31 protein-coding genes and 3 pseudogenes are annotated in these 26250 nt (G+C 34.5%); 14 read left to right on the plus strand and 20 right to left on the minus strand.

The features are described 5' to 3' along the window. Window positions 1-236 precede the first annotated feature (236 nt). A pseudogene (locus tag QQZ16_RS09870) lies at window positions 237-623 on the minus strand (LLM class flavin-dependent oxidoreductase); the annotation flags it as partial. A 176-nt stretch (window positions 624-799) separates the two neighbouring features. On the opposite strand from QQZ16_RS09870, the gene QQZ16_RS09875 reads away from it, so the two are divergent. From QQZ16_RS09875 to QQZ16_RS09895, 5 genes are all read left to right on the plus strand, one after another. Next, window positions 800-1357: a GNAT family N-acetyltransferase gene (locus tag QQZ16_RS09875; protein WP_284561322.1), complete on the plus strand. Its 558-nt coding sequence runs from the start codon at window positions 800-802 to the stop codon at window positions 1355-1357. 18 nt (window positions 1358-1375) lie between these two features. Then, window positions 1376-1822, plus strand: coding sequence for a GNAT family N-acetyltransferase (locus QQZ16_RS09880; RefSeq protein WP_284561323.1), 447 nt, complete (start codon window positions 1376-1378; stop codon window positions 1820-1822). Window positions 1823-1866: 44 nt separating this feature from the next. Next, window positions 1867-2109 carry a DUF2164 domain-containing protein gene (locus QQZ16_RS09885; protein ID WP_031540028.1) on the plus strand — a complete coding sequence of 81 codons (243 nt, stop codon included), beginning with the start codon at window positions 1867-1869 and terminating at the stop codon, window positions 2107-2109. A gap of 310 nt (window positions 2110-2419) precedes the next feature. Continuing rightward, the gene (locus QQZ16_RS09890; protein WP_031540030.1) at window positions 2420-2749 is read left to right on the plus strand and encodes a YolD-like family protein; all 330 of its coding nucleotides are present in this window, start codon (window positions 2420-2422) and stop codon (window positions 2747-2749) included. Window positions 2750-2765: 16 nt separating this feature from the next. Then, on the plus strand, window positions 2766-3128 hold the full coding sequence (locus tag QQZ16_RS09895; RefSeq protein ID WP_235247650.1) for a hypothetical protein: 363 nt from the start codon (window positions 2766-2768) through the stop codon (window positions 3126-3128). A 226-nt stretch (window positions 3129-3354) separates the two neighbouring features. On the opposite strand, the gene QQZ16_RS09900 is transcribed toward QQZ16_RS09895, so the two are convergent. Beyond that, window positions 3355-3903 carry an ATP-binding protein gene (locus tag QQZ16_RS09900; protein WP_031540033.1) on the minus strand — a complete coding sequence of 183 codons (549 nt, stop codon included), beginning with the start codon at window positions 3901-3903 and terminating at the stop codon, window positions 3355-3357. A gap of 148 nt (window positions 3904-4051) precedes the next feature. Between QQZ16_RS09900 and QQZ16_RS09905 the strand changes: the two are divergent. The 4 genes and pseudogenes from QQZ16_RS09905 to QQZ16_RS09920 all read left to right on the plus strand — a co-directional run bounded on the left by QQZ16_RS09905 (window position 4052) and on the right by QQZ16_RS09920 (window position 7106). Then, window positions 4052-4908, plus strand: a pseudogene (locus tag QQZ16_RS09905) (manganese catalase family protein). A 646-nt stretch (window positions 4909-5554) separates the two neighbouring features. After that, window positions 5555-6037: a hypothetical protein gene (locus tag QQZ16_RS09910; RefSeq protein ID WP_081836529.1), complete on the plus strand. Its 483-nt coding sequence runs from the start codon at window positions 5555-5557 to the stop codon at window positions 6035-6037. A 102-nt stretch (window positions 6038-6139) separates the two neighbouring features. Beyond that, on the plus strand, window positions 6140-6634 hold the full coding sequence (locus tag QQZ16_RS09915; protein ID WP_031534681.1) for a CBO0543 family protein: 495 nt from the start codon (window positions 6140-6142) through the stop codon (window positions 6632-6634). Continuing rightward, window positions 6627-7106, plus strand: a complete 480-nt coding sequence (locus tag QQZ16_RS09920) for a CBO0543 family protein (RefSeq protein WP_031534680.1) — start codon at window positions 6627-6629, stop codon at window positions 7104-7106. The genes QQZ16_RS09915 and QQZ16_RS09920 overlap by 8 nt, the downstream gene beginning before the upstream one ends. Before the next feature lie 59 nt (window positions 7107-7165). Here QQZ16_RS09920 and QQZ16_RS09925 read toward each other — a convergent pair whose 3' ends face one another. Next, window positions 7166-7873: a DNA alkylation repair protein gene (locus tag QQZ16_RS09925; RefSeq protein WP_031534678.1), complete on the minus strand. Its 708-nt coding sequence runs from the start codon at window positions 7871-7873 to the stop codon at window positions 7166-7168. A gap of 160 nt (window positions 7874-8033) precedes the next feature. Here QQZ16_RS09925 and QQZ16_RS09930 point away from each other — a divergent pair, with 160 nt between their 5' ends. The 3 genes from QQZ16_RS09930 (at window position 8034) to QQZ16_RS09940 (ending at window position 9681) form a co-directional block, all read left to right on the plus strand. Beyond that, complete coding sequence (locus QQZ16_RS09930; RefSeq protein WP_031534676.1) at window positions 8034-8597, plus strand: GNAT family N-acetyltransferase; 564 nt, start codon at window positions 8034-8036, stop codon at window positions 8595-8597. A gap of 99 nt (window positions 8598-8696) precedes the next feature. Further along, window positions 8697-9188, plus strand: a complete 492-nt coding sequence (locus QQZ16_RS09935) for a CBO0543 family protein (RefSeq protein ID WP_031534674.1) — start codon at window positions 8697-8699, stop codon at window positions 9186-9188. 109 nt (window positions 9189-9297) lie between these two features. Then, a complete protein-coding gene (locus QQZ16_RS09940) occupies window positions 9298-9681 on the plus strand; it encodes a VOC family protein (RefSeq protein ID WP_031534672.1) in 384 nt (127 codons plus the stop codon). Between the two features lie 157 nt (window positions 9682-9838). Here the strand turns inward: QQZ16_RS09940 and cydC are convergent, their stop codons facing one another. The 15 genes and pseudogenes from cydC to QQZ16_RS10015 all read right to left on the minus strand — a co-directional run bounded on the left by cydC (window position 9839) and on the right by QQZ16_RS10015 (window position 21572). Continuing rightward, window positions 9839-11557: a thiol reductant ABC exporter subunit CydC gene (cydC, locus tag QQZ16_RS09945; protein WP_284561324.1), complete on the minus strand. Its 1719-nt coding sequence runs from the start codon at window positions 11555-11557 to the stop codon at window positions 9839-9841. Beyond that, the gene (gene cydD / locus QQZ16_RS09950) at window positions 11554-13287 is read right to left on the minus strand and encodes a thiol reductant ABC exporter subunit CydD (protein ID WP_031534670.1); all 1734 of its coding nucleotides are present in this window, start codon (window positions 13285-13287) and stop codon (window positions 11554-11556) included. The genes cydC and cydD overlap by 4 nt, the downstream gene beginning before the upstream one ends. A 39-nt stretch (window positions 13288-13326) precedes the next feature. Further along, on the minus strand, window positions 13327-14340 hold the full coding sequence (locus QQZ16_RS09955) for a cytochrome d ubiquinol oxidase subunit II (protein WP_235247652.1): 1014 nt from the start codon (window positions 14338-14340) through the stop codon (window positions 13327-13329). Beyond that, window positions 14337-15689 (minus strand): cytochrome ubiquinol oxidase subunit I, encoded by a 1353-nt coding sequence (locus QQZ16_RS09960; protein ID WP_235247653.1) that lies wholly within the window; start codon window positions 15687-15689, stop codon window positions 14337-14339. Before QQZ16_RS09960 ends, QQZ16_RS09955 begins: the two co-directional genes overlap by 4 nt. A 364-nt stretch (window positions 15690-16053) precedes the next feature. Beyond that, window positions 16054-16830, minus strand: a complete 777-nt coding sequence (locus QQZ16_RS09965; protein ID WP_235247654.1) for a sulfite exporter TauE/SafE family protein — start codon at window positions 16828-16830, stop codon at window positions 16054-16056. 55 nt (window positions 16831-16885) lie between these two features. After that, window positions 16886-17113: a sulfurtransferase TusA family protein gene (locus tag QQZ16_RS09970; RefSeq protein WP_235247655.1), complete on the minus strand. Its 228-nt coding sequence runs from the start codon at window positions 17111-17113 to the stop codon at window positions 16886-16888. Window positions 17114-17139: 26 nt separating this feature from the next. Continuing rightward, on the minus strand, window positions 17140-18267 hold the full coding sequence (locus tag QQZ16_RS09975; protein ID WP_235247656.1) for an MBL fold metallo-hydrolase: 1128 nt from the start codon (window positions 18265-18267) through the stop codon (window positions 17140-17142). 1 nt (window position 18268) lies between these two features. Further along, window positions 18269-18601, minus strand: a pseudogene (locus QQZ16_RS09980) (DsrE/DsrF/DrsH-like family protein). A gap of 104 nt (window positions 18602-18705) precedes the next feature. After that, entirely contained in the window at window positions 18706-19281 is a 576-nt protein-coding gene (locus QQZ16_RS09985) for a sulfurtransferase TusA family protein (RefSeq protein ID WP_235247657.1), read from the minus strand. Window positions 19282-19334: 53 nt separating this feature from the next. Continuing rightward, window positions 19335-19631: a rhodanese-like domain-containing protein gene (locus QQZ16_RS09990; protein WP_031534658.1), complete on the minus strand. Its 297-nt coding sequence runs from the start codon at window positions 19629-19631 to the stop codon at window positions 19335-19337. 12 nt (window positions 19632-19643) lie between these two features. Further along, entirely contained in the window at window positions 19644-20009 is a 366-nt protein-coding gene (locus QQZ16_RS09995; protein ID WP_235247658.1) for a rhodanese-like domain-containing protein, read from the minus strand. A gap of 42 nt (window positions 20010-20051) precedes the next feature. Next, on the minus strand, window positions 20052-20531 hold the full coding sequence (locus QQZ16_RS10000) for a DsrE/DsrF/DrsH-like family protein (RefSeq protein WP_235247659.1): 480 nt from the start codon (window positions 20529-20531) through the stop codon (window positions 20052-20054). 63 nt (window positions 20532-20594) lie between these two features. Beyond that, entirely contained in the window at window positions 20595-20822 is a 228-nt protein-coding gene (locus QQZ16_RS10005) for a sulfurtransferase TusA family protein (RefSeq protein WP_031534653.1), read from the minus strand. Between the two features lie 86 nt (window positions 20823-20908). Beyond that, on the minus strand, window positions 20909-21172 hold the full coding sequence (locus tag QQZ16_RS10010) for a metal-sensitive transcriptional regulator (protein WP_031534652.1): 264 nt from the start codon (window positions 21170-21172) through the stop codon (window positions 20909-20911). Window positions 21173-21221: 49 nt separating this feature from the next. Beyond that, window positions 21222-21572, minus strand: a complete 351-nt coding sequence (locus tag QQZ16_RS10015; RefSeq protein ID WP_031534651.1) for a hypothetical protein — start codon at window positions 21570-21572, stop codon at window positions 21222-21224. Window positions 21573-21865: 293 nt separating this feature from the next. Here QQZ16_RS10015 and QQZ16_RS10020 point away from each other — a divergent pair, with 293 nt between their 5' ends. Further along, window positions 21866-22042 carry a hypothetical protein gene (locus QQZ16_RS10020; protein ID WP_235247660.1) on the plus strand — a complete coding sequence of 59 codons (177 nt, stop codon included), beginning with the start codon at window positions 21866-21868 and terminating at the stop codon, window positions 22040-22042. Between the two features lie 206 nt (window positions 22043-22248). Here the strand turns inward: QQZ16_RS10020 and QQZ16_RS10025 are convergent, their stop codons facing one another. Beyond that, window positions 22249-24210: a CoA-disulfide reductase gene (locus tag QQZ16_RS10025; protein WP_235247661.1), complete on the minus strand. Its 1962-nt coding sequence runs from the start codon at window positions 24208-24210 to the stop codon at window positions 22249-22251. Between the two features lie 620 nt (window positions 24211-24830). Continuing rightward, window positions 24831-25214, minus strand: coding sequence for a DUF302 domain-containing protein (locus tag QQZ16_RS10030; protein WP_031534647.1), 384 nt, complete (start codon window positions 25212-25214; stop codon window positions 24831-24833). A gap of 491 nt (window positions 25215-25705) precedes the next feature. Between QQZ16_RS10030 and QQZ16_RS10035 the strand changes: the two genes are divergently transcribed. Continuing rightward, window positions 25706-26086, plus strand: coding sequence for a ferritin-like domain-containing protein (locus QQZ16_RS10035; RefSeq protein WP_031534646.1), 381 nt, complete (start codon window positions 25706-25708; stop codon window positions 26084-26086). Window positions 26087-26250 lie beyond the last annotated feature (164 nt).

Here is a 26250-nt window from a genome sequence, read left to right on the forward strand (position 1 = left end):
GAACGTATTGGGTCAAATACAAAAACTTCAAATGGAGTAAGCTCAAACATTAAGGTTGGTCTAACTGAAAAAATCGTTTTTTTTCGGTCAAGGGTGAAGTCTGCCCAAAATTGACCCATTGAGAAAGTAAATTCAAGTATTAGTTTTGAACAGTTCATTTTTATAAAAAGTTTCATAAAAATTTAGTTTTTTATCCTTGAATTTAGCTGATTTTATGAGCTATGAATATTTCAGGTATAATCATTTAAATCATAGCCAAAGAGCGGAAATGATTCGATAAAGGAGCCGCGACCTGCCATAATTTCGGCACGTCCATTTGAGAGTCCGTCCAATGTTGCAAAATCTTGAAATACTCGAACTGGATCATCAGAGGAAAGAACGCTAACTGCACTTGTTAAGCGGATCCGGCTTGTTTGTGTAGCTGCCGCTGCTAAAATCAGCGCAGGTGCTGATGCCGCGTAATCCTTTCGATGATGCTCCCCTACTCCAAAGACATCTAATCCCACTTTATCTGCTAAAATTATTTCCTCTACTACTTGACGAATTCGTTCTGCATGACTAACGACCTTCCCTGAATGAGGGTCTGGTGTCGTTTCCACAAATGTACTTATTCCTATCTCCACTATTGTATATCCCCCTTAATCAAAAGCAAAAAATCAAACTAGGTACTACTTCTCTAATTAAAACAGGAGATGTCTCGAATTACAACTATTGTGTGCTACTGATAAAAAAGTAATGAACTTCCTGCTCCTTTCCCTTACAATAAGGGAAACATACATCATTTAACTGGAGGGATACGATGTTTCAGCATACAATCGATAAAGATTTAGCATTAAGAGTGTTTCGCTTAGACGATGCGGAAGAATTTTTTCAATTAACGATTAAAAATAAAGCCTATTTAAAAGAGTGGCTTGGCTGGCTCGATTATACGAACACAGTAGAAGATACGAAAGAAAATATTCGTGGAAGATTGCAAGGAATGGTGGAAACAGGTGGCTATCCAAAATCAGTAGTTATTTCTTATAAGGGAAAAATTGCTGGAACGATTGGCTACAATGAGATTAACCGTACAAGCAGAATTGGGAAAATCGGCTATTGGTTAGGAGAAGAATATCAAGGAAAGGGAATTATGACAAAAGCATGCGAAGCATTCATTACATATGGCTTTACAGAATTAGATCTTAATCGCATCGAAATTGCCGCAGCAACCGGGAACAAGAAAAGCAGAGCCCTGCCAGAAAGACTAAAATTCACAGAAGAAGGTACGATTAGACAAGCCGAATGGCTTTATGATCATTATGTAGACCATGTTATCTATGGGCTGTTACGCGAAGAATGGGCAAGAAATCATAGCTGATTTGCTTGGAGGGATAAAATGAAAATCATGGAAGTCAGCCCCTTTTCAGAGGATGCAAAAATGCTCATGGAGGAATTATCCTCAACCCTTGAATTTCTAACAGGAAGCAGTGGGCAAAATTCAATTCAATTAGTTGATTTGACGAAACCAAACGCGAAATTCGTTGTTGCGTATGAAAAAGGAATGCCTGTTGGTTGCGGTTCCTTTCGCCCACTCACTCCTGACATTGCCGAAATAAAAAGGATGTATGCGAAATATCCTGGTCAACAAATTGGAAAAACGATCCTTCTGCATTTAGAAGCATTAGCCAAAAAATCCGGCTACAAAAAAATCTGGTTGGAAACAAGAGTAAAAAACAGAAATGCTGTTGCATTCTATCAGAAAAATGAATATAGCAAAATAGAAAATTATGGGAAATATGAGCATATACCAGAAGCTATATGCTTTGCAAAAGTCTTAGATTAGATGCTCCAATACTATTAGACATAACAAAAAAGGATGGGATACGATTGTTTTATAAACTGACAAAAAAACAACAAGATGATATGATTGCCGATATTCAATTCTTCTTTTCTGAAGAAAGAGAGGAAGACATCTCCGAATTCGCTGCTGAAAGAGTGTTAGACTTCGTGAAGGAATCCCTTGCTCCCCATTTTTATAATGCTGGGGTTAAAGACGCAAGAAAAATAGTCGAAGAAAGAACTAGCGCTCTTGAAGACGAGCTATTAACACTAGAAAGACCGCTTAAATAAGAGCTCTCTATCTTCTACTTCAATCCAAGGGTGAGAGTAAGCTCTCCCCTTCTTTTTGTTCTTTTTCAAAAATTAATTCCATCGTTAAAGCCATCCCACCATTTCCAAAAGGCGGCGTTAGGATACTATGAAGCTGCCCTCCCTTTTTTCCGTCTCCTTACACGAAATATACTTCTTATTGGTTTCATGCTTTTTTCTTACATAAATTTATTTATTTGGCATATATTATAAACGAACAAATGTTCTGAAAAACCTTTAAAAAGAACAAACGTTCTGTTATTATATGGAGTATAGAAGGAGTGTGTTTTTCATGATTAAAGACCGTGGAACAAAAAAATGGGTGGCGATGATGCTGCCAGAACATGTTGCTGCTGTGAAAGAAGAACTATTAAATGAGAAAAAGGTGAAAAAACCAGAATTAGATCAAGAAAAGCTAAATGACATCGATTTACTGATTCACGAAGGAATGGAGTACCATTTATCCCTAAAATTCTCCTTATTCAAACAGGGTTTTATCGAAATACTGATTGGAAGAACAGTTTTTATTGACTACATAAAAAAAGAGCTTCGAATCGAGGATGAAAACAATACCATTCACTACATTCCGTTTCATATGCTAATCGATGTGGAACGTCGATAATTTAGAGGAAGACATCATGAATAGACTATCAAAGGAAGAAATAAAAATACTGGAGCATCTCATTTATTTACCTCTCTTACTAGCTGTTTTAGAAAGAGATTACCAGCAAGCAAAAACAACTCCCTTTAAGTTAAACCAAGTCTATATAAACCTTATAGAAAATACAATGTTAAAAGTCCAAGCCGATTTAAAAGGATTCAAGGAGAAATTGTATAAAAATAACATGAAACTGGTAAAGGGAAATACAGATAAAAGCTTTACCGAATATCATTATTATGTGGCCAACTATCATGAAGTCCGTCGTTATACTAATGCAGTATTAAAAGCAAATACGGAAAAGCTATTATGCTACTATTTGTTTAAGGAAAATGCTGGTTAATTAGCAAGAATCTTTGAAAAGCTACAAATGAATCTCCCTCACCATAAAAAAGCAATGTCCTCCTACAAGTAGGAAACATTGCTTTTATCCCTTATCCATACACTTTAATTATTTCGTGAAAAAAGAATCGGAATACAAACTATTTTGTTCGTTATCCATCCTCTACTACGATATTCCATATATGTACAGCATATAAATCTTCTATTGTTTACGATTGCTAAAAAAGTTATGTGAGCTTACTAATTGCTTCCATAATAGCTGACACATCCTCTTCTTTCTTTACTGTGAATAAATAATCAGCTTCTCCTGCTATTGGAGTAAATGCCTCCATACCTGTTTCCTTGTTTTGACGAGCAAGCACCTCATCATAAGAGCAGGCAGTTCTTAAACGAAGTGTATCACGGTTGGTTTTGGCAATTCGCTCTTTTAATAGGGTTAACGGAAGATTAAAATGAACAAGAACAGAAGTAAAATCATGTTTTTTATAATAGGAAAGCAATTCCTTGCGACTTGCCTGATTACGATTGGCATTGCTCAAAATAAGATGACAATCCGAGTGATGAACGGCATAATCAACAATCAATTTTGTCAAAGCATGCTTTATATGATTGGTTCCACCTTCTGGCACCAGTTTTTCATAGTGGGTCTGTAAAAATTCACTATGGTTATCTTGGTCGACAACAACTGCGTTTTCAAGCCTGTTTTCCAGCGCTTTTGCAAATGTCGTTTTCCCGCTATGTGTCATGCCAACTGTCATGATGACTAATCTGCTCATCCTTTTCCCCTCCATAAATTAGTTAATACCTTCATTTTACAAAAACCAACTATCTTTTCCCATCAAAAAATTGTTTCAGGTATATTCCTCTCCTCTTTTGGAAGGATAAAAAGGATATGTGATTATAAATAAAGGAGTTCTATGATTCATGTATTTTTATCGAGAAGATTTAATCAATATGATCGTCCCTGATAAGCCAGATCCGAATGCAGCAAAAGTTTTACAAGAAGCATTAGGTGGGCAATTTGGAGAAATGAGAACAATGATGCAGTTCTCTTTTCAAAGTGCAAACTTCCGTGGAAAGGCAAAGAATATCGTGACTTAATTCGCGGTGTGTTTTTGGAAGAGCTTAGCCATATTGAGCTCGTTCAAACCACCATCAATCAGCTGCTAAACGACTCAGGCGAAAGCATGCCAGGTAATCTAGCAAGTGACGGAGCTCCTTTAGATGATGTAATAAAAGCCGGCGCAAATCCTCATCACTATATAATCGGTGCTAAAGCATCTCTTCCTGTTGATGCAGGCGGCAATCCATGGAATGGCTCTTGGGTATATGATCACGGGAATCTCGTTGCAAATCTGTTGAATAATCTTGTTTTGGAATCAACTGGCGTTCTGCAAAAATCAAGAATCTATGAAATGAGCAGCAATAAAACACTAAGAGAAACAATTGCTTTTTTAATCGTCCGAGATAATGCCCATCAAAATGCCTTTGCTAAAGCACTAGAGACTTTAGGAGTAGATTGGGGTAATATCCTCCCTGTTCCAAACTATGATATAAACAAATATCCAGAATGTCGAAAATACGTGGAAATGGGCTTCCATAATGCGCAATTCAATTTCCGCCTTGATAATACAAGAATGGGTGAAATCTTCCAAGGAACAACGCCGAGCAGAAATAATGGCGACTTAAATGTTGTCCCACCACCACAAGGACATCCCGTTCCAGAGTTACCAGATATGCCGAATGAACATGCATCTGGACTTGCTGATTTAAATAATTAATTCTATCCAACAAAAGGGAGAAGCATGGTGCCTCTTCCTTTATACTTGCCTTTTTCTACTTTGATTTTAAAAAAAATGCATGCAACAAATTGATTATCTACGTCTATTGCCTTTAGCATATAAAAATCGCCCTACTCTGGATGAAATGAGTAGAGCTTTTGTGTGTTCCTAGCTGGCAAAAATATTGGTTGTCCATCCTCTTTATCTTATGCACTATGTGTAATTTTGGATATAGGAAAATACATTTTTTATTCCTAATTCCCTTTGAATATACATAATATACAAGGAACCAAATTAAATTTTTCTTTAAAACTTTTTCTGCAAAGTAATTATATTACCAGAAAGGAGTTACTCTGATGTTTCCCATCTTTTTGGAGTTTATTTCGCAGATAATCTTGATGATTTTTCCAAGTGAGAAATACAAAATCTAATGAATAGGAGGAATATAATTTAATATCGCCATCTATTATGGGATAGTGATATTTTCAAAAAATGTTCTTCCTAAGCAAAATCATTACATACATAAACACAGTTCTAAAACATTTTTTTAGAATCATTTTCTGTATTTATAAAACAAAAATAAAATGTAAATAATTACTATTTATATTATGGGTGTTTACTGGTAAAATGAAGGAAAAATTATACAATGTTAGGAGAAATGATCAATGTGATTGGATTATTAATTTCCGTACTTCTTTTTAACTTCTTTGCCTTTCGGTTGAATAAGCATTTAAACAAGAATCAGATACTACATATTTATATTTTTTCTATCGCATTTCAATTATTATTTGATATAATTATCGATTTTAAGCTGCATGCATATTGGTATTTTACGATAGAAATAGAATGGCATGTTTTATTATATGCTATCTTTCTAGTACCTCCTGTCAATATAATTTTTCTCAATTATTTTCCATTCAAAAAATCTATTTTACATAAAATAACCGCAATCCTACTATGGAATATTGCATTCCTACTCTATGAATTCCTTACTCTATCTCCAGAGCCTTGGGGCTACTTCCATTATGGCTGGTGGAAATGGTGGTACTCGGCTTTACTTAATCCAGTTTTACTAGTAATCGTCATTAAGTATTATCGTTATATACAGAAAATAGAAAGTTCGGTATAACGTTAAACATTGGTTAAATTATCGTTAGCTGCTTTACATATATTTTTTTCCTTTAGGTAATACTATGATTAATAATTATCTAATGGAGCAGGTGAAGATTGGATGAATATGGAAAGGTGGATTTTAATAGGAATCATTGCAATAAGCATCCTTGCCCTTTTCTTTCTTGTTCCCAAAAATAAAGCTAGAGAAGCTTGGATGATATTTTTATCTCTGCAGATCATCACTTGGCCAGCTGGATTACTTGCAGTGGAATGGAACATGATTGATTATCCTATTCAGCTTTTCTCCTTCGCAAACGAATTTAATCGATCAAGCTTCACCTTTGAATTTTTCCTTTTTCCCGTAACAGCAATTATGTTTAATTTATATTACCCGAAAAAAATAAAAAAAACAGGGACCTTTTTTTATTATTTTCTCTTTGCTGGCTTTTTCACCTGCCTGGAAGTCATCATTGAGCGACATACCGAGCTCGTGAACTATATAAGCTGGCATGGATCTTATACGCTAATAACAGTTATGGTTACCTTATTTCTTAATCATACTTATTATCATTGGTTTAAAAAAGGGGTAAAAGGAACAGAGACAAATGAATAAAGAACTAGTTATTTTAATTTTCTCATGGATTACTTGTTTATTTTTGCTCATTAAATTTATTCCGAAAGAGAAAAAAAGGTATTTCCAAATTATTTTTTTGTTTGCTCATGCAACAGCCTGGATATTTCAATATATCCAAGTAAATATAGGGTTAGTAAGTTTTCCTTATCGAGAATTTGAACAGGCAACCAAAATGAGTTTTTCCCTCTATTATGTGGTTTTGCCAACTTTCGCTGTTTTTTTCATGCTTTTTTATCCAGAAAAGCAGAATTGGATGAGAAAATGGATTCATTATCTAATTTTTTGCAACGGTATGCATCTTTATATGTTTTTAGTGGAGAGACATACTGAGCTTGTTCATGATATAAACTGGCATTGGTGGTTTGCTGTCACGATCGACCTATGTATATTATACCTTGTAAAAACATTTGCTTTCTGGTTTAGGAAAGGTTTAAGTGAATCGTCTGACTAAAAAAGCCAAAGTCCACTAAAGGATTTTGGCTTTAAAAATTATGCTAATAAAACAAACATTCAACATCTCACATATTTACGCTTAAAGCCAAGTATGCCTCTATCTAAATCCTTTTGAATTCTTTCTGACACATTTGACATCGTGCTTTTTTTCTTGCCTTTCTTGATTTCAACTAGACCAACCTCTTTAGCCGTTTCTACTGCTTTTTCATGAAGGGGCACATAGGATATGGCAACGGTGTAGATAAAGTTATTCATAGCTGATTTCACCGTATCTGGAGATTGATGAATCGTATTTTTCACTTGATCAAGCATACTTGCAAGCTTGCTTTCACTAAATTCAAAGTCCTGTCTATTTCCTAACAGCCAGCAATAACAGCTCCAGCCTGCAGACATTCGCAGTTCTTCTCCGCTTTGAATCCATTTATCGGCAACCGCTTGCGCAAAATCCGTTTCTGCTAAAGACACGGCCACCACATAATCTGACAGCATAAAGAAATAGGCCGCATCTATCCAGCGTTCAAAATCTTCCTCTGTCATGATATCTGGATCACAAATGACACCAGCAAAATACATCGCATCATAGTTGCCCGTTGCGTATAGCTCTTCTGCTAACGGTTGATTCTTCTTAATTTTCCGAGCAATTGGCTTCATCGCACCAGTAGCTACGCCAAATACTGGCTCGTTTGCACCATTGCCCATATAAAGCTTCTTCGTCCTTTCCTTCCCAAGTGCTTCTAACTCTTGCATCACTGTTTCAAACTCCATTGGTTCCCTTCCTCCTAATGATATAGTATCTTCTAATTATTCGTTCCCTTTATATCTTTCTTCTACCATATAAGCCATAGATTAGATTTAGCAGGAATTATCTATTTGTATATTGAATATGTACTAAAGCTATTTTATTTACAAAGAAGGAGAATTGTCAATGGAGCGCGTATTTCCACTTATTGAAACAGAGCGTTTAGCTTTACGAAACGTAAGCGCTAATGATGCTAAGGATATGTTTACCTACCTATCTGATCAAGATGTTGTTCAACATATGGGGCTAGAACCATATAAGTCTTCTGAAGAAGTGATGGAAGAAATTAATTGGTATAAATCAATCTGGGAAAACGGCACTGGAATCAGATGGTGCATTACATTAAAAGACGAAGATACCGTGATTGGCAGCTGTGGATTTTTGAATATGCAGCAGAAACATTATAAAGCAGAAATAGGATATGAACTAAGCAGAAATTATTGGGGGCAAGGCATTGCTAGCGAGGCTTTAGAAGCTGTGCTTGCCTATGGCTTCAAGCATTTGAACTTAGAAAGAATCGAAGCATTAATCGAACCATTAAATACCTCTTCGCAAAGATTAGTCGAAAAACATGGCTTTCTAAGAGAAGGATTATTAAGACATTATGAATATACTTGCGGGAAATTTGATGATTTATACATGTACTCTATCCTTAAAGGAGATTTTCCTTCTTTAAAGCATACTAAATAGATATTCATACAAAGAATCAGCCCTCCTTTTCCATGTAAAATTCAACATTAACTCTGCCTCCTTTGGTTAAACTAATATAAAATCAAAGGAGACAAAAGTATGAGGAAACGCAAGCGTGATGAAAACATATTAAGAATTTTATGTATCATAGGAATAGGTGCTTTTTTTAACCTACTTCGAAAGCCTCCATTAAAGGATTGGCTCATTATTTTCTTGGTGAAAAGTTATATAGCTTCCATTTTAGATAATCTTTTGGTAAAAAAAGGGTATCTCGTCTATCCAATAAAATTAATCAAAACCTTTGATGTGAGCGTATTATTCAGCTATCTTCTTTTTCCAGTAACATGTATCTATTTCAATCAAGTAACGAAAAATTCAAGTATCATCGGCATATTGATAAAGTGCTTATTCTTTAGCCTTCCTTCTGCACTTGCTGAATATTGGATAGAAAGAAAGACTAACTTAATTCGATATAAAAAAAATTGGAATTCCACTTATAGTTTTCTTTCCATTGCAGGAACCTTTTTATTTGTGCGTTTTGTAATCGTTTTAGTTCGAAAAGCTGCGAATAAGCAGGCAGAAGAAGCCTAATATTTTCATTTAGTTATTGTATTTTTCCACATAAACATTCCTCATTTTAAAGGAATTTCTTCTTTTTTATCGAAGTAATTTTATAATCCAAAATAAAGGTGGAATGTTTATGCATTCAATTATTTCTCCTATCATATGTAAAATAAATAATGTGTTTATACATGTTAGCAACCTCGAAGAATCAGCAAAATGGTATAGCGACTTACTTGGGCTTCCATTTCATAAGAGCAATGTGAAATCACCAGTATATAATATTCCTCTTCCTTCCGAAACAGGACTGACATTGGATGATCACACTTTCGATCCAGACTTTAAGCTCCAGCCCTCGGAACATGTTTTATTTAATTTTTTCGTTCGGGATATTGATGAAGCATATGAATTTGTAAAAAGCAAAGGAATTATCATTGTTAAAGAAATAGAGCGAATTGGCGATTTTGCTTATTTTAACTTTAAAGACTTAGATGGAAATGTACTAATGATTTGTAATAATTAATGAATATAACTTAAAATCAATGCAGCAATTCTTTGCTGCATTGATTTTACTTATATATCTTGTATTTTATCCCTTTTTAATACTAATTGTTAATATCTCAAGTTAGAATTAACCTGAAATATATAACAACTAAGGAAGACTTAAATCCGCTTCGTTCTTAAAGCAAACTTTCTTCTACTACCTTCATTTTATAAAAATATTCTTGTTTATTCATTAACTCCCTATAAGAACCGCACTCGACAATTCCCCCTTGATCCATTACAATAATTTGATCCATATGATCTAATTCCTGTAAACGATGGCTAACTAAAATGAATGTATCCTGTTCAGCACACTCAAAAATTTCCTGATAAATATTTTGTTCTGTCTGTGCATCAAGTGATGACGTTGGCTCATCTAGTAACCATAAATGCCCTTTTTTCAAAAATGCTCTAGCAATAGCCAAACGTTGTTTTTCTCCCCCTGAAAGATTTTCTCCTTTTTCTAACACGCGATGCTCTAGCGAAAAATGTTCTAACCTTGCCTTTTTTAATGCCGCTTCCATTTGTTCGTCACTAAGCTGTGATCCAGCTAATTGAAGATTATCACGAATAGTTCCATAAAAATAATAATTTTCCTGTAAGACAACTCTAGTTTGTTCCCAAATTGCCTCGCTGGATACTGTCGATGTGTCAAAATCTCCCCAATAAATTTTTCCAGCATCTACATGTTGTAGCTTTAAGATAAGCTGAAGCAAGGTGGATTTTCCAGAGCCACTCGCACCAACAATCGCCGTCTTTGACCCGGCTGGCATCATAAATGATAAGTTTGGAATCGTTCTACGCCAATTTCCCGTGTAAGTGAATTGAATGTCTATAAACGCTAATGATGGTGCGAGGCTAGGTAATTCATTAATAGTAGACTCCCTTTTATCTTCTATGAAACTCAGATCTTCTACTACTTCATATAAACGTGTAGATGCATCTCTACTTTCTTGCATATAAATAGGAAAAACCGCCATCGGTGCAGCAGGCTCAAAGACAGTTAGAGAAATCATGACAAGCATTGCCAAAAATATCCCTTCAAGCATCCCATTAGTAACAAAATATGCTCCAGCTCCTATGACAAACCAACTTGTAACAAACGTTATAAAACCATTAAACGATTGACTAGACACTTTATTTAAATTTTCTACTTTTTGTTGATTAATATACAATTCAGAGTGACTCAAAAGCTGTTGTTGTTTACTTGGTAATTGATGAAACAGCTTTAATTCACGAAATCCATACATTACCTCTGTAATGTAAGTTGATAGATCACCACGATCCTGCCTAACTTTCCCTTTAATTTTGACTTGCTTTAAGGAAAATAGTGCTGGAATGATAATCGTCGTTAGGAAAAATCCAAGTAATAGAATCAAAGCAATGGCGATGGAATAAAAACTAGTAAATAAGATAGTACTAACAAAAACAAGTAAGAGCACTAGCGGTGGATAAAACACCCTTAAAAAGAAATTTTGAAGGCTTTCTACATCTCCGACAACACGCGCAAGTAAATCCCCGCTTCTGTATTTGTGAAAAATTTGTGGAATAAGTGGCGTTAGTTTTTCAAAGAAAGCTACTCGTAAATTACCTAGAATCGTAAATGTTGCTCGATGTGAATAAAGTCGCTCCCCATATTTTGCTCCTGCCTTAACAAGACCGAGTAACTTTACTGTTGAAGTCAATATTATCAATGTATAAAAAGGAGGAATTAATGCAGACTTAGATATTAGATAACCGCTTGCAGCAAACAAACCTACACTGCTAGTTCCAGCAATAAATCCACAAATGACAGCAATGCTAATATCTTTTTTCTCCATTAACATCAATTTAATTATTTTCTGCAGTGCACTCACTTTTGACTCCTCCTTTTTTGGATCATTACTAACTCCTTATATGCGGGTGAAATTTTTAATAATGATTCGTGTGTACCAACAGCTAGTAGCTTTCCATTTTCTAAAAAAAGAATTTGGTCAGCATTTTTTATCGTATGTAAACGATGCGCAACAGTAATAACCGTTGCTGTCTCATTTAATTTTTGGATTGATTGTTGTAAGATTTTTTCAGTAGCTAAATCCAGCCCACGTGTTGGTTCATCCAACAATACAATATGAGGTTTTTTTAGAAAAGCACGTGCAATGGATACTCTTTGCTTTTCACCGCTAGAAAGCCCTCTTCCAGCTTCACCAATTCTAGTTTCAAACCCATTTTCTAATGGTTCAATCAATGAAGCGATTCCTGCTAATTGTGCTGCCGCTTTAATTGCTTCCATGCCAACTTCGTCTGTAGTTCCCATCGCAATATTTTCAGCTATCGTTCCTGAAAAAATATAAGGGTTTTGCGATATATAAGAAATTTTCTTTAACCAAGAGAATTCTGTATACTTTGTGAGCTCTTCTTGATTAATGTAAATCGCTCCCTTCTCAGGAGTAATCATACCTGCTATTAAATGAAGTAAGGTTGTCTTTCCTGCTCCACTAGCGCCAACAATGGCAATTTTTTGCTTAGGAAAAAAAGAAGCTGTCACAGATTCTAATTGAAAGTTAGTATTTGCGTAAGTGAAATTCACTTGATTGAGTTGAATGGTTGGTGGCACTTCCCACTCTGGAAAAATTTGTACCCCCCATATAGTAGGTTCATCTTCTTCGTCAAATACTTCTAATACTTTTTTAGCTGCTCCCATGCTGCTTCTACCGTTATGAAACGTTACTCCAAGTTCTTTTAATGAACTATAAAATTCCGGAACCAATATTAAAATCAAAAATGCAGTAAAAAAGGAGAGACTTTCATATATAATTATTTGAATAGCAAGTTCTAGTGCTACTATCCCAATACTCAACATCGATATAAGTTCAATGGCAAAAGATTGTGTAAATGCAATCTTCAATATTTCTAGTGTAGTATCGCGAAAGCTTACACTACTTTTTTCTAATTCTTCTTTTTGTCGAATTGTTTGTGCAAATAGCTTTATAGTTACTAACCCTTGTAAAGTTTCTAAAAATTTAGCAGAAAAAGAAGCTAATTTCTCCAACTTCTCTTCTGCTTTTTTTTGTGTTTTGATACCAATTACTATCATATAAATAGGAATAAATGGGGCACAGACCATTAAAATAATGCCTGAATTCATATGCAGTGTGGAAATAACAATAAGCATTAGAATCGGCACAAATATACTTTGCATAACCTGAGGGATAAACTGACTATAAAAACTATCCATCTCATCCACACCATCAAGTAGCATACTTACTTTTTCCCCAGTCTGACCTTTTTCAGCTAGTTGGACAGAATTAGAAACATACTTCTTTAATAACTTCTTACGCGTATCTCCCTTGACATCGCTTGCAATCAAAACACCAATCCGTTTACTTATATAATCCATACTAGACCTTACAAATAGAATGAGGAGTAACGCTATCAACCACGGTATAACTGCTGAAAATGTTTGTTTTTTTAGAAAAACACCATCGACAATACTTGTCATCACGTAAGCCTGTGCAACTATTGCGAGTCCAAGGATCAATGTGAGACCCATTAAAAAATAAACCTTCTTCTTATGAATCCAAACCGTTTTCTTTAAATTTCCCATGAACAATTCAGCCCTCTAATCTATAATTTAGCGTATTCTTCATTTTTTTCCTTTGGCATAATCTGCATCAAATAAAAAGAGGCGCATCAATAAGATTAGAGAAGGAATTAATAATAAAAGTCCCCCAATAAAGGCAATTATAAGCGCCATTGCCATAGATGAATTTGTAACACTATCTTTAATATTGATGTATGGATAGAGTAAATAGGGATACTTAGCCATTCCGTATCCGAAAAAGGCAAAGAGAAACTGCAGCATAATAGCAATAAATGCAATGCCATAATTTCTGCCAATATATAATAGGCTAATCCCAATGATGAAAAAGCCCATCGATAAGCCAAATATCCACCATAAATCCAACATATTTTCATAGTTGACCTGGTTTCTCTGACTTAAAGCAATCATCGTTGTCAACGCCATAATAATGGTTGGTGTTGCCCAAAATAATGCCCATTTACGTACTAACAGTAGTGCTGCTATATCTTTTGCTCTTGATGCATAATAGGTGATAAAGCTTGCACTAATAAATAAAACAGAAACAATAGCTAACGCAACAATACTCCATGCTAATGGACTGGTAAATAATTCTAAATACTTTAACGAAACTTGACCGTTTTGTTCAGAAATATATCCTCCTTCTGAAATCGTTAAGGCGACCGATAACGATGCCGGGATGAATAGCCCTGTAGCTCCATATAGAAACATATAAACATTACTTTGTTTTGAACCATAATTTTCAAAAGCATAAAAGGAACCTCGAATTGCTAGCAAAATAATCCCAAAACTTGCAGGCACAAGTAAAGCGGATCCATAATAATATGCCGTAGATGGGAAAAAACCGACGATTCCTACAAAAAAGAAAACTAAAAACACATTCGTAACTTCCCAAACAGGCGATAAATAGCGCGAAATTATTTGATTAATGATATGATCTTGCTTCGTAATCTTTGCATAATATGCAAAAAAACCTGCTCCAAAATCAATCGATGCTACAATGAGATAACCGTATAAAAACAGCCACAAAACCGTAATCCCAATTACTTCATAGCTCATTTTTCAATTCCCTCTTTCCATTCAGGGTAATGCTTCTCTAACTCCACTTCAGCTGGATTGTCTTTAAATAATTTTCGCAAGGTTATCGTAAATAATGTACCGAGCACTATATACAATGCTAGAAATAGAAAAAACATATGCAGGATATAAGGAGAAGAAGTTGCTGCCTCATCAACCGTCATATATCCTCTTACTATCCAAGGCTGTCTTCCTAGCTCTGCAAAAAGCCATCCAAGTTCTACAGCTAACATTGCAAGTGGTCCACTTATCGCAAGTAGCCAAAGCATTAATTTACTGTGCACATTCCAGCGCTTAAGCCTCCTTAAAACAATATATAAAAAGGAAATTCCTAATAAGAAGAAACCAATAGATACCATTGAATCAAATAGATAGTGTATGATTAATGGGGGTCTTTCCTGTTCTGGTGTTTCTTCCAATCCAGTTACCTCGCTCATAAAGTCACCATGTGCTAAAAAGCTTAGAAATCCTGGTACGCGAATCGCTCCAACGATTTCATTATCCTTATTCAACCATCCAAAAAGGAGAAGATCAGCATTCTCCTCTGACTCAAAAAGCCATTCTGCGGCAGCTAGTTTCTCAGTCTGATGTTTTGCTAAATATTTTGCTGACACATCACCGGCTAATGCAGTAATTACCGAAAATATAAACATAGCAATAACCGTCATTTTTAATGCTTTTTTATGATATTCACGAGCACCTTTGTTCCTTATTAACGCAATTGCGGCAATAGTTGCTAAAATAGCGGCTACAGTTAAATACGAACCTCCCAATACGTGAAAAATTCTAGTTGGAGATGATGGATTTAACATTGCTTTTAATGGATTAACAGCAACAAATTCCCCATCCACCATCGTAAATCCATTAGGCGAGTTCATGAATGAATTTACCGTCGTTATAAAAACAGCAGACATTCCCGCACCGATAACGACCGGTAGCGTTAATAGCCAATGTGTATACTTCCCTTTAAACCGATCCCAAGTATATAAATAAATCCCCAAGAAAATAGCTTCAAAGAAAAACGCAAAAACTTCCATAAATAACGGCAATGCAATTACATTCCCTGCAAGCTGCATAAAGTTTGGCCAGACTAAAGATAACTGTAGAGCAATGGCTGTTCCAGTCACTACTCCAATTGCAACAGTTATTACAAAGCCTCTTGACCATCTTTTCGCTAGCAATTCATAATGCTTGTCTTGTTTTCTAATACCGACTAATTCAGCTATTGAAATAAACAATGGTACTCCTACCCCAAGTGTCGCAAAGATTATATGAAAAAGCAGGGTCATTGCTGTAATCAATCTACTAATCGTGACCGTATCAAAATCCATATTTTCTCTCCTATTCATTTTAAATTAGTGAATTATTGAGCATAATTATGCCATATTATATCGATATAGGATTGCTGTACTTTTATAAATCTATCCTCATTTTACTAAAGATTCCCTTTTAGAATACCCACATTATTTAAAACTTATGTATGGACAAGGTAGATAGAAATAGGTACCTATCTAGCCTCTATTGATTAAATCAAAAACTATTTTCAGTTAAAATCACTTTTATTACCTCATTGGAATTTTATATAAACATAACACTTTGATAACACCACTTTTTTCCATTTGTTCAACTTAATGTTGACGATATTAGAACAATAATAGTTTAGTCAACTACTTCTTTTAGCTAATCAATAAATACTTATAATATTTCCATCCAAGTCTTCACTGCTGTTGCTAAAATTAAAATTCCCATTATTCCTTGTAAGACCCTTGTATTCACCTTTTTTCCAACGTTAGCTCCTATAGGTGAAGCAATCAGACTGGCAACAACCAAAATAAGAGAAGGCAATATCGGTACATGGCCTGTTGAGATTTTTCCTGAGACAGTTCCTATTGATGAAATAAGTGTAATGGCTAAGGATGATGCAATGGTCATTCTTGTTGGTATTTTTAATAGGACAAGCATGATAGGAACTAATAAGAATGCTCCTCCCGCACCTACAATACCTGACCCTACACCTACGATAAAGGCAAATGAGGCAGCTAGCCATTTATTAAACTTGACTTGATCTAAACGGTTAGCATCGATCTCTTTTTTAGGTACAAACATTAAAATAACAGCAATAATAGCTAAAATGCCATATACGGTATTAATTCCACTATCCGACATGTGAGTGGAACTGATGCCCCCAATAAAACTCCCGATTAAAACGCTAATTCCCATATTAACAATTAATGTTTTATTTAAATATCCGCCACTACGATAAGCCCAAACACCACCAAGCGTCGCAAAGAACACTTGGATGGCTGTAATTACTGAAACTTCATGTGATGTAAAATGACCCACCCCTAAAATTACTGGAATATATAATAACATTGGATAATTAATAATGGCTCCTCCTATTCCTAACATCCCAGAAAGAAAGGAACCAATAAAGCCAATTGTGAAAATAGTGATGATGAAATTAATATCCATATAGATCCCCCCTCTTTAGAAAAAAAAAGGAACCTTAATTGGGTCCCCTTATAGTTCAACCTTTTTTAATCCAGAATTTCAACACTCCGTTTTCATCTTCGTGTTGTAATAATTCATGCCCTCCTGATTTAGCCCAAGCAGTTAAATCATTTTTAGCCCCTTTATCAGTTGTATGAACTTCTAATACCTGACCTGATTCCATCTCTCCCATTGTTTTTTTTGTCTTTACAATCGGCATTGGGCAAGCTAACCCTTTTGCATCTAATACTTTAGTTGATTTCATTATCATATTTTCCTCCTATTTATAAATTATCGGACTGCACAACGGTTTGGCCCTATTTCCATCTCACGTTGTTTATCTAAGTCTGGACTAATTTTCCCCATATTTGTTTCACGAATTTCTTGATAAGCGTTTGGTTGTGGTGGTAGATTCTCTGTTACAAGTCTTCTAAACTCATTTTCGTCTTCCATATTTAAACCATGATTTTTCTCAAACAATGTACCTAATCTTTCTGATACACTACCGTCTTCACTCAGTTCATCAATAATCATAAAGTGAGCTGGAAGTACAATTAGTTCTTCTGAAAGTTCTCTGTAACGAGAATACAGGCTTTCACGTAAATCTGCTACCCAGTCTTCTGCCATTCCTGCTAAATCGGGTCTTCCAATTGAATCAATAAATAAGATGTCCCCTGACAGAAGGAATTTCCCATCCACAACAAATGATGTAGAACCGATTGTGTGACCTGGAGAGTACAGCGCATGAATATCAATTTCTGTTTTTCCGATTGTCACTACTTTGCCGCCTTCTAGAGCGTTGTATTCAAAAGTTACCTCAGTCGCATCTTTTGGAGGTAACCAGTATGTTGCACCTGTTTTTTCAGCGATGACTCTTCCTCCTGAAATATGATCTGCATGAAGATGAGTATCAAAAACATGTGTGATTTTTACTCCCATTTCATTCGCAAAGTTTAGAAAAATATCTGTCATACGAGTGGCGTCTATAATTGCAGCTTCTCCGTTAGAAATCACCATATAGGATAGACAACCTTTTCCGATGCGAACAAATTGGTGTAATTCTCCACCTTCCGTTAAATTCCCAATCTTTACAGGCTCTAAATGTTCACTCCACGCCTTCATACCACCTTGCAAATAAGAAACAGTTAAACCTTGTTCTGAAAGCATCTCTGCCACCATTACAGAAGAACCCTCTTTAGCACAAACAACTAATATTTCTTTTGTAGCAGGAAGTTTTTCTAAAATTTCTTCCACTCCATCAAGTAATTCAAAATACGGGATATTTAAATAATCAAAGTTTTCCCCTTCAATTTTCCAATCCTTAAAATCACTTTCGTTACGAACATCTAGAATAAATAATTCTTCTTTATTAAATACTTTTTTAGTTACTTCTTTTGTCTGCATAACTTTAACAGTCATATCATTTACCCCCTACGGTATATTTTTGGTTAAAAAAATAATAAACCCTTTTAAAAGTTAGTGTTGCGTCTGCATCTTTATCAAATTCTAAAAAGGTTACTGCTCCTCCTACTTCAGTTCCATCAACAAAAGCACCTTTTCTGATCCCATAACATTCATTGTCATTTGGCAACCAATGAATTTAACACCTATTTCTTGGGCATTGCAACTAATTCGGGGAATAGCTGGTACATTTGCATTAGCAAACCCACCCTTGCGCGAAATGTTCTTTGCCTTGAGGCATTGGTAATTGTTTGTATTCATTGTTGCTGCTGTTTGTTGTTTCAACTTTCACCTCTAGGAAAGGAACAGTGTGTTCTGCCAAAAAGTTTTTTCTGCAGAACACACTATGGACAACGTGAAGTAGTATCTAATGTTACTTCGTCCATATTAATCTCTCTATTTGATTAAAGAATCCAATTTTCCTGTCCAAGCACTCATGCCTGGAACCACATTTATCACATTATCAAAACCCTTTTCAGCTAATTTTTGAGCAGCAAGATCACTACGGTTACCTGTGCGACATACCACATAGATTTCATCATCTGCTTTTAATTCGTTTAAACGCAATTCTAATTCTCCTAACGGAATCGAAACCGCATTAGGTATATGATTAAATGCATATTCAGCTTCTTCCCTTACATCAAGAACCACGATATTTTCATTCGTTTCTAGCTTCTTTTCAAGTGCTTCATTGCTAGTTACATTGGGATGTTTTCTTTCAATTGAAGCATCATTAGATGATTTTCTTAAATAATGTTTTAATACATTGTCTTCTTCAATTGTGCCAAGATAATGATGACCAGCACTATTAGCCCATGCTTGAATATCAGCTTTTGAGCCCTTATCTGTTGCTTGAACTTCTAAGACCTGACCAGCTTGTAAATCATTCATTGCTTTTTTTGTTCTTACGATTGGCATTGGGCAAGCTAACCCTTTTGCATCTAATAAAAAATCTGTTTTTAATGATTCCATCTTATTAAAGCCTCCCATTTTACCCCATCGGGTATTTGATTAACCGAAAATATTTACTTCGTCTCGCCTTCCCATGCAAGCATTCCACCAGTCATATTTATTACTTTAAATCCATGATCTTCGAGAAATTGACTTGCTTGACCACTTCTTCCACCAGAACGGCAAACCATGATATATTCTTTAGATTTATCTAATTCATGCATACGGAATTCTACTAACCCTAGTGGGATATGAATGGCTCCTGGGATCTTACCAGTTGCAACTTCATCAACTTCTCGAACATCAATAATATTTAACACTTTACCTTCTCTTAAAAGTTTCTCTACTTCTTTTGCAGTTAATTGTTTCATGCTTTTGCCTCCTTATGATCTCCAGGCGCTCATTCCGCCTTTTACATTGGTCACTTTAGTATATCCTAATTTTTTTAACATTTTAATTGCGTTTTGACTTCTCATTCCACTTTGGCAAATAACAATTACTTCTTTATCTTTTGAGAGTTCTTTCTCCGCTTTTTGCATAATTTGTTGAAGTGGAAGATTTTTAAATCCTTTAATATTGTTTACTCTATATTCCCCAGGAGTACGGACATCAATAAATTGTTTATTTTTATCCTTTAACTCATCCCGTAGCTCTAATACTGTAATCTGTCTTACACCTTTTGTAGGAATGAATCGTCTGATGATAAAAATTAACAGTAGCCCAATTATTATATAATTTAGATATTCCAAGATTATCTCTCCCTTTTATGTAGGGAAGAATCCCCTACTGATTTAGATAAATAGGTTTACATTTCCATCTTCTGCATCACCCAAATAAGCAGCAACACCTGCATATTCAATATTATCCAACAGTTCTTCTTTTTGAAGTCCTAATAAATCCATTGTCATCGTACAGGCAACAAGCTTTATATCTTGTTCTCTTGCCATTTCGATTAAATCTGGAAGTGGCATTGCATTGTGTTTTTTAATCACATTTTTAATCATTTTAGGACCAAAACCAGCAAAGTTCATTTTTGACAGCCCCATTTTATCTGCACCTTTTGGCATCATTCTGCCAAACATTTTTTCCATGAAGCCTTTTTTCACTTGAATATCTGCATCTTTTCGCAAGGCATTTAGTCCCCAAAACGTGTGAAAAATGGTTACTTCATGATCATACGCTGCTGCCCCGTTCGCAATGATATAAGCTGCCATCGCTTTATCATAATCGCCACTAAATAATACAATCGTTGTTTTTTTCTTTTCTGTCATTGTAGTTCCTCCTCATGTATCAGTCACCCTTACCTGTATGGGTATATTTATAAACAAAAAAATTTAACCTTTTTTAATCCAAAACTTTAATACATCATTCGCTTCTTCATATTTTAGTAGCTCATGTCCACCCGATTTTGCCCAAGCAGTGAGATCGTTCTTTGCACCTTTATCAGTAGTATGGATTTCTAATACTTGACCAGCAGTTAATTCATTTATTGCCTTCTTTGTTTTTACAATTGGCATTGGACATGCCAATCCTTTTGCATCTAACAATTTATCTATATTCATTCTTTTAACTCTCCTTTCATCATTTACCTTTACCCCTATGGGTATAATAGTAATAAAAATAAAAGTGGGTGTCAACCCTTTTATTTTTATCTACTTTTCACAAGCAGATTTACAGCTTCTTTTACTAAATCTTCTGTGTTTTTTTCTCCATTTTCTTCTGCATTGCGCACACACTCTACTAAATTAGAACTAACCACAACACCAATTGTCCGATCAATAGCAGCACGTGTTGCAGATAGCTGAGTTATAACATCCTTACAGTCTTTGTTTTCTTCCATCATCCTTAAAATTCCTCTAAGTTGGCCTTCTATACGTTTTACTCTATTTTTCATTTGCTCATTGTACTCCATGTGATTACCCTCCTTAACAAATAATTACTTTTTAACTTGTCTCCTATAGTTACCTATGTTCTCCCATTTCATACTCATCGAAAAGGATGTATCCGACTATCTTGAAACCTTTTTGGCGTAATAAACGAACTCCTACATTCTTTTCCAAGCGATTCGAAGCTACTACAATCAGATCGCTTTTTGATATATCTGTGTAATGCCTATTTATATAAGAAACTGGAATGTTAATCGCACCTTGTATAGGGCTTTTATAAGAAACATTATAATCTCTTATATCTACAACATTCAACATACTTAATTCAATATCTTTTTTATTTATTTGTGGAACCCCAATTATTGGGATATTCCTTCTAAAGATAAAGTAACCAATAATGATAAAACTTAAAATAACAATAGTCATATGAATCTTTCCTCCTAAATGAAAGAGGCAGGAATAACTGACAAAATCTATATTATACCCCAATAGGTATTTTGTCAACACTCCTTTTTGTTTTTTATTACTCAATCACCGGACATCTTCTTACTCAAGAGCACAAGCATTTGCAAACCTTGATAATATCAAATAAGTATAATTGCTGTTACTACCTCCTATTATTTTAACTTTTGGATTTCAATCCATTGAGTTTTTTTAACTACTCATTTATAATACCAAGTATTACAATATGATTTTAAGGTTATTGTGGAGGTGCCATTATGCGTTTATTTAAAACTTTATTTAGCGAAAAGTGCCCTGAATGTCAGAAAACTTTAGTAACGGATAAAACAGCTTTTATGAATTCAATAGTAAAAAAGTCTTGTCCTGATAATCATTATCAAAAAGAATATCATCCAGCTCTTGAAACGTATGTTGAAAGCAATCATGTTTCTTAAAAAATATTAAAATGGCAGGAATCATAAATTTTATGGGAACTAAGACTATATCCTCCAACAAAGAATGAGTATACAAAAACATTAGCTATTAATTATATTCCCCAATACCTTACTGTTAACTTTGACAGATGATTTTGCGAAAGATAAAAAGCATGACTCCAAAAATAGGAGGCATGCTTTTAAAAGTATTTTTGATTAAATAGAAGTTAAATGCTTCCCTTTAATTTTTCTTCATTTTTTTCAATCCAAAATTTAATCACTTTTTCCTCTTGTTTTGTTTTTAAAAGGATATGTCCGGCATTTTTTGACCATGCAGGCAGATCATTTAATGCACCTTTATCTGTCACATGGATTTCTAATATTTGACCGCTATCCAACTGCTCAATCGCTTTTTTTAGTTTTACAATCGGCATTGGGCAAGATAAACCAGTAACATCAACAACAGCATTCACCGGTATTTCATCAATATCTTCTGATTCCTCAAGTTGATTTGTTTTCGTTTCAATCGTTTTGTTTATAACGCTTTTAAATACAGAGGAATACGTTTTAAAACCTCCATCAACATTTTTAACAGTATATCCACTATTTTTTAATATCCTGCTTGCCAGATATCCCCTTAATCCAACTTGACAACTGACATATATCGTTTGTTCTTTTGGAAGACTATCTAATCGGTTCCTTAATTCATCTAACGGAATATTCAAGGAACCTTTAATATATCCAAATTCCCGTTCCATTGGCTCGCGAACGTCAATCAATAACCCTCCATCTTTAACAATCTCATCGATTTCATGCCACTGAACCATTTCTAATTCACCTTCCATTATGTTAGAAGCTACATAGCCAGCCATATTAACAGGGTCTTTTGCTGAAGAATATGGGGGAGCATAAGATAATTCTAAATTAGTCAAATCATTCACCTTTAATCCACCTTTTATTGCTGTTGCAATTACGTCAATCCGTTTATCAACACCATCTGCTCCTATAGCTTGTGCACCAAATATTTTTCCTGTTTCTTTATCAAAGATTAATTTTAAAGCAATTGGTGCTGCTCCTGGGTAATACCCTGCATGAGAACTTGGATGAATATGAACAACTTCATATGAAACTCCTAAGCTTTTTAGCGTCTTTTCATTATTGCCAGTAGTCGCAACTGTTAAATCAAATACTTTAACAATGGAAGTTCCCAATGTGCCATGATACTTCTCCTTTTTCCCCATCATGTTATTTGCCGCAATTCTGCCTTGTCGGTTAGCCGGTCCTGCAAGTGGAATCATAGCTTTTTTCCCGCTAATATAATCCACCACCTCAACTGCATCCCCGACAGCATAAATATCCTCATTAGAAGTCTGAAGGTATTCATTTACAACAATTCCTCCACGCTCTCCTAGTTCAAGTCCTGCTACCTTAGCTAATTCATTTTCCGGTTTAACACCTATAGAAAGAATGGTCATATCGGTTTCTATTTCTGTTCCATCAGAGAGAATAACTTTTTTTCCCTTATTAGCAAATGCTTGGACCCCGTTTTCTAATATTAGATTCACACCTTTTTCTTTTATATTTCCGTGTAAAATACTAGCCATTTCAAAATCAATTGGAGCCATAATTTGCTTTGCCATTTCAATAATCGTTACTTCTATTCCTCTTTCCAACAAGTTTTCAGCCATTTCAATTCCAATAAATCCTCCGCCAATTACTATCGCCTTTTTAGGTTGGTTGGTATCAACATATTTTTTTATTTTATCTGTATCTGGAATATTTCTTAATGTAAATAATACCTCATTTTCACTTAATCCTGGAATTGGTGGGACGATTGGTTTAGCCCCTGGTGACAATAATAACTTGTCATAGGATTCCTCATACTCTTTCCCTGATTGTAAATTCTTAATTGTGACTTTTTTATTTTTGGGATTAATGCTTAATACTTCACTAAAATTCCGAATGTCCAGATTAAATCGATTCGACATTCCTTTAACGGTCTGGACTAATAATTTGCTTCTGTCTTTGATTGTTTCTCCAATGTAATAAGGCAGTCCGCAATTAGCAAATGAAATATATTCTCCCCTTTCTATAAGAACAATTTCTACATCTTCACTTATTCTTCTTAACCTTGCTGTAGCTGTTGCTCCACCTGCAACTCCACCTACTATAATGAGTTTCTGTGACATGTTATTCCCTCCAACTATTTTTAATTTAATTCCAATCAATACCCTTGAATATACCCCGATAGGTTTATACCTGTATGGGTATTATAAAATATAAATTAATTTTGTGAAGGTTATTTGAGTTTATTTCACAATATCTTCACAATTAAATACTTATAATATTGTAAAAATATTCCATCCAATCATTTTTTTAAGCGCATTTCTTCTAAAAGACTGTTTTTTCAATAGAAAAAAAGAATTAGTTGGAAAATAGAGCAGCCAAATACACGTAGACTCCCTACTGTGGGATTAGCGAGGACAGTCTGAGACTCTGCAGGAGCTTGAGTGAGACAACTGAAAAACCGATGATTAATCCTAAAAATCATCGGTAAATCTCTTTTCTAGTTTTTTGAGTATTACATCCATATATTCCCATATGCGAAAGGGATATTTATCTGCCCCACGGAAAAGCGAAGTATTCCGGCTGAGGGCGATAGCAACAAACTTTACGAAAAAAGCCTATTAAAAAAGTTTAAATTCAATGTGCGGAATAACATTAGACCTGATCTAATTACATGGAAACAGGTCTTGAATCATATAGTTTTTCAAGGATTAAAGAAACTTATTAACTCAACTCTTCAACTTTATATACTTTTATTAATACAGCTAATTAAACGGACCTCAATATCTTGTGCAAGTTTTTTGATTTCTTCATTATTTGCTAAGTTAATTAAAGCTGTTGGTCTCGGCATGCCAATTTTAGTTTTTCCCTGGTCGGTATAAACAATCATTTTACATGGCAAGAAATAACCAACTAACAAATTCTCCTTTAACACTCTTTGTGCTTCATGTGGGTTACAAACCTCTAAAACTTTATAGTCAGATTCAAACTCTAGTCCTTTCTCTTGAAGTTTATCTTTTATATCAAACATCCATAATACACCAAACTTTTCTTCTTTTAAATTTTCTTCCAAGCTATAGATTGCCTCACTAATATTTTTACTGGTTTCTACAGTATAATCAAACATTTGTCACACTCCTTAACTTTTAGTATTTATAATGGTGGTGAAATATATATCAGGATATTTTTTAAAATTACTAAAGGCAGAAAAGAAAATATACCCTTATTATCAATACCCAGACTTTTATTAAATAAAAGTGAAAAAAACAATCCACAGATAAAATTGAGTTGAACACCCAATTCTCTTAGAGACAAACATCTATAGAAGAGCGATGTCATAATATGATACAAACAAATTATAGGAGGTAAATCATGCAACCAGAAATAATCACCGGTCTTGATGGTGTAATGTATAAAGGTTATCCCTTTATTAAACATGGACCTTGGAATCAGCTTTTACATTGCCCTGGGAATTCATGTCACGTTCACTATGGGCATGGAACATATCACATTAAACAACTTCCATCTGATCCACATGCATACTATCATTATCTAGGACCACTTGTTCCAAATGTTACCGGCCTTACAACAGCTTTTCATGCTCATTCTAGGGAAAATATTGTGACTTTAATAGAAAAGGCAATAGATGGTGAATATTCAGCCATTTCATGTTATCAGCATTTAATTAATTTAGCTTCTACTCAATATATAAAAGATAAAATCAACGAAATCAGAAAAGATGAAATAAGACATTTTAATAGCTTTTCAAATTTATATACACAATTAACAGGTGAAAAATATAAACCAAAAATTAGTGAAGAATGCCCAAAGAAATATAAACAAGGATTAGATTTTGCGTTTAAAGATGAACAAGAAACAGTCGATTTTTATTTAGAAATTGTATCTAAAACAGATAATCCAAAAATTAAAGAAGAGTTTCAAAGAGCAGCACATGATGAACAAAATCATGCAGTTTGGTTCTTATATTTCTTGAAATAAGTTTTTAATTCTAGGTACCAACCTAGTTTTTTTATAAAATTTATTTAAGACTGTGCCTAATGGTCTTATACAAGAAAGAGCATTAATCTTACTCGAGTCAATACTCAGGGTAGTTTAAGTATAATTTCCACAATGTAGTCCTATAAATCCATCAGATTACAGAA

This window comes from Bacillus sp. T2.9-1, from assembly GCF_950097965.1.
Taxonomy (GTDB): domain Bacteria; phylum Bacillota; class Bacilli; order Bacillales; family Cytobacillaceae; genus Niallia; species Niallia hominis.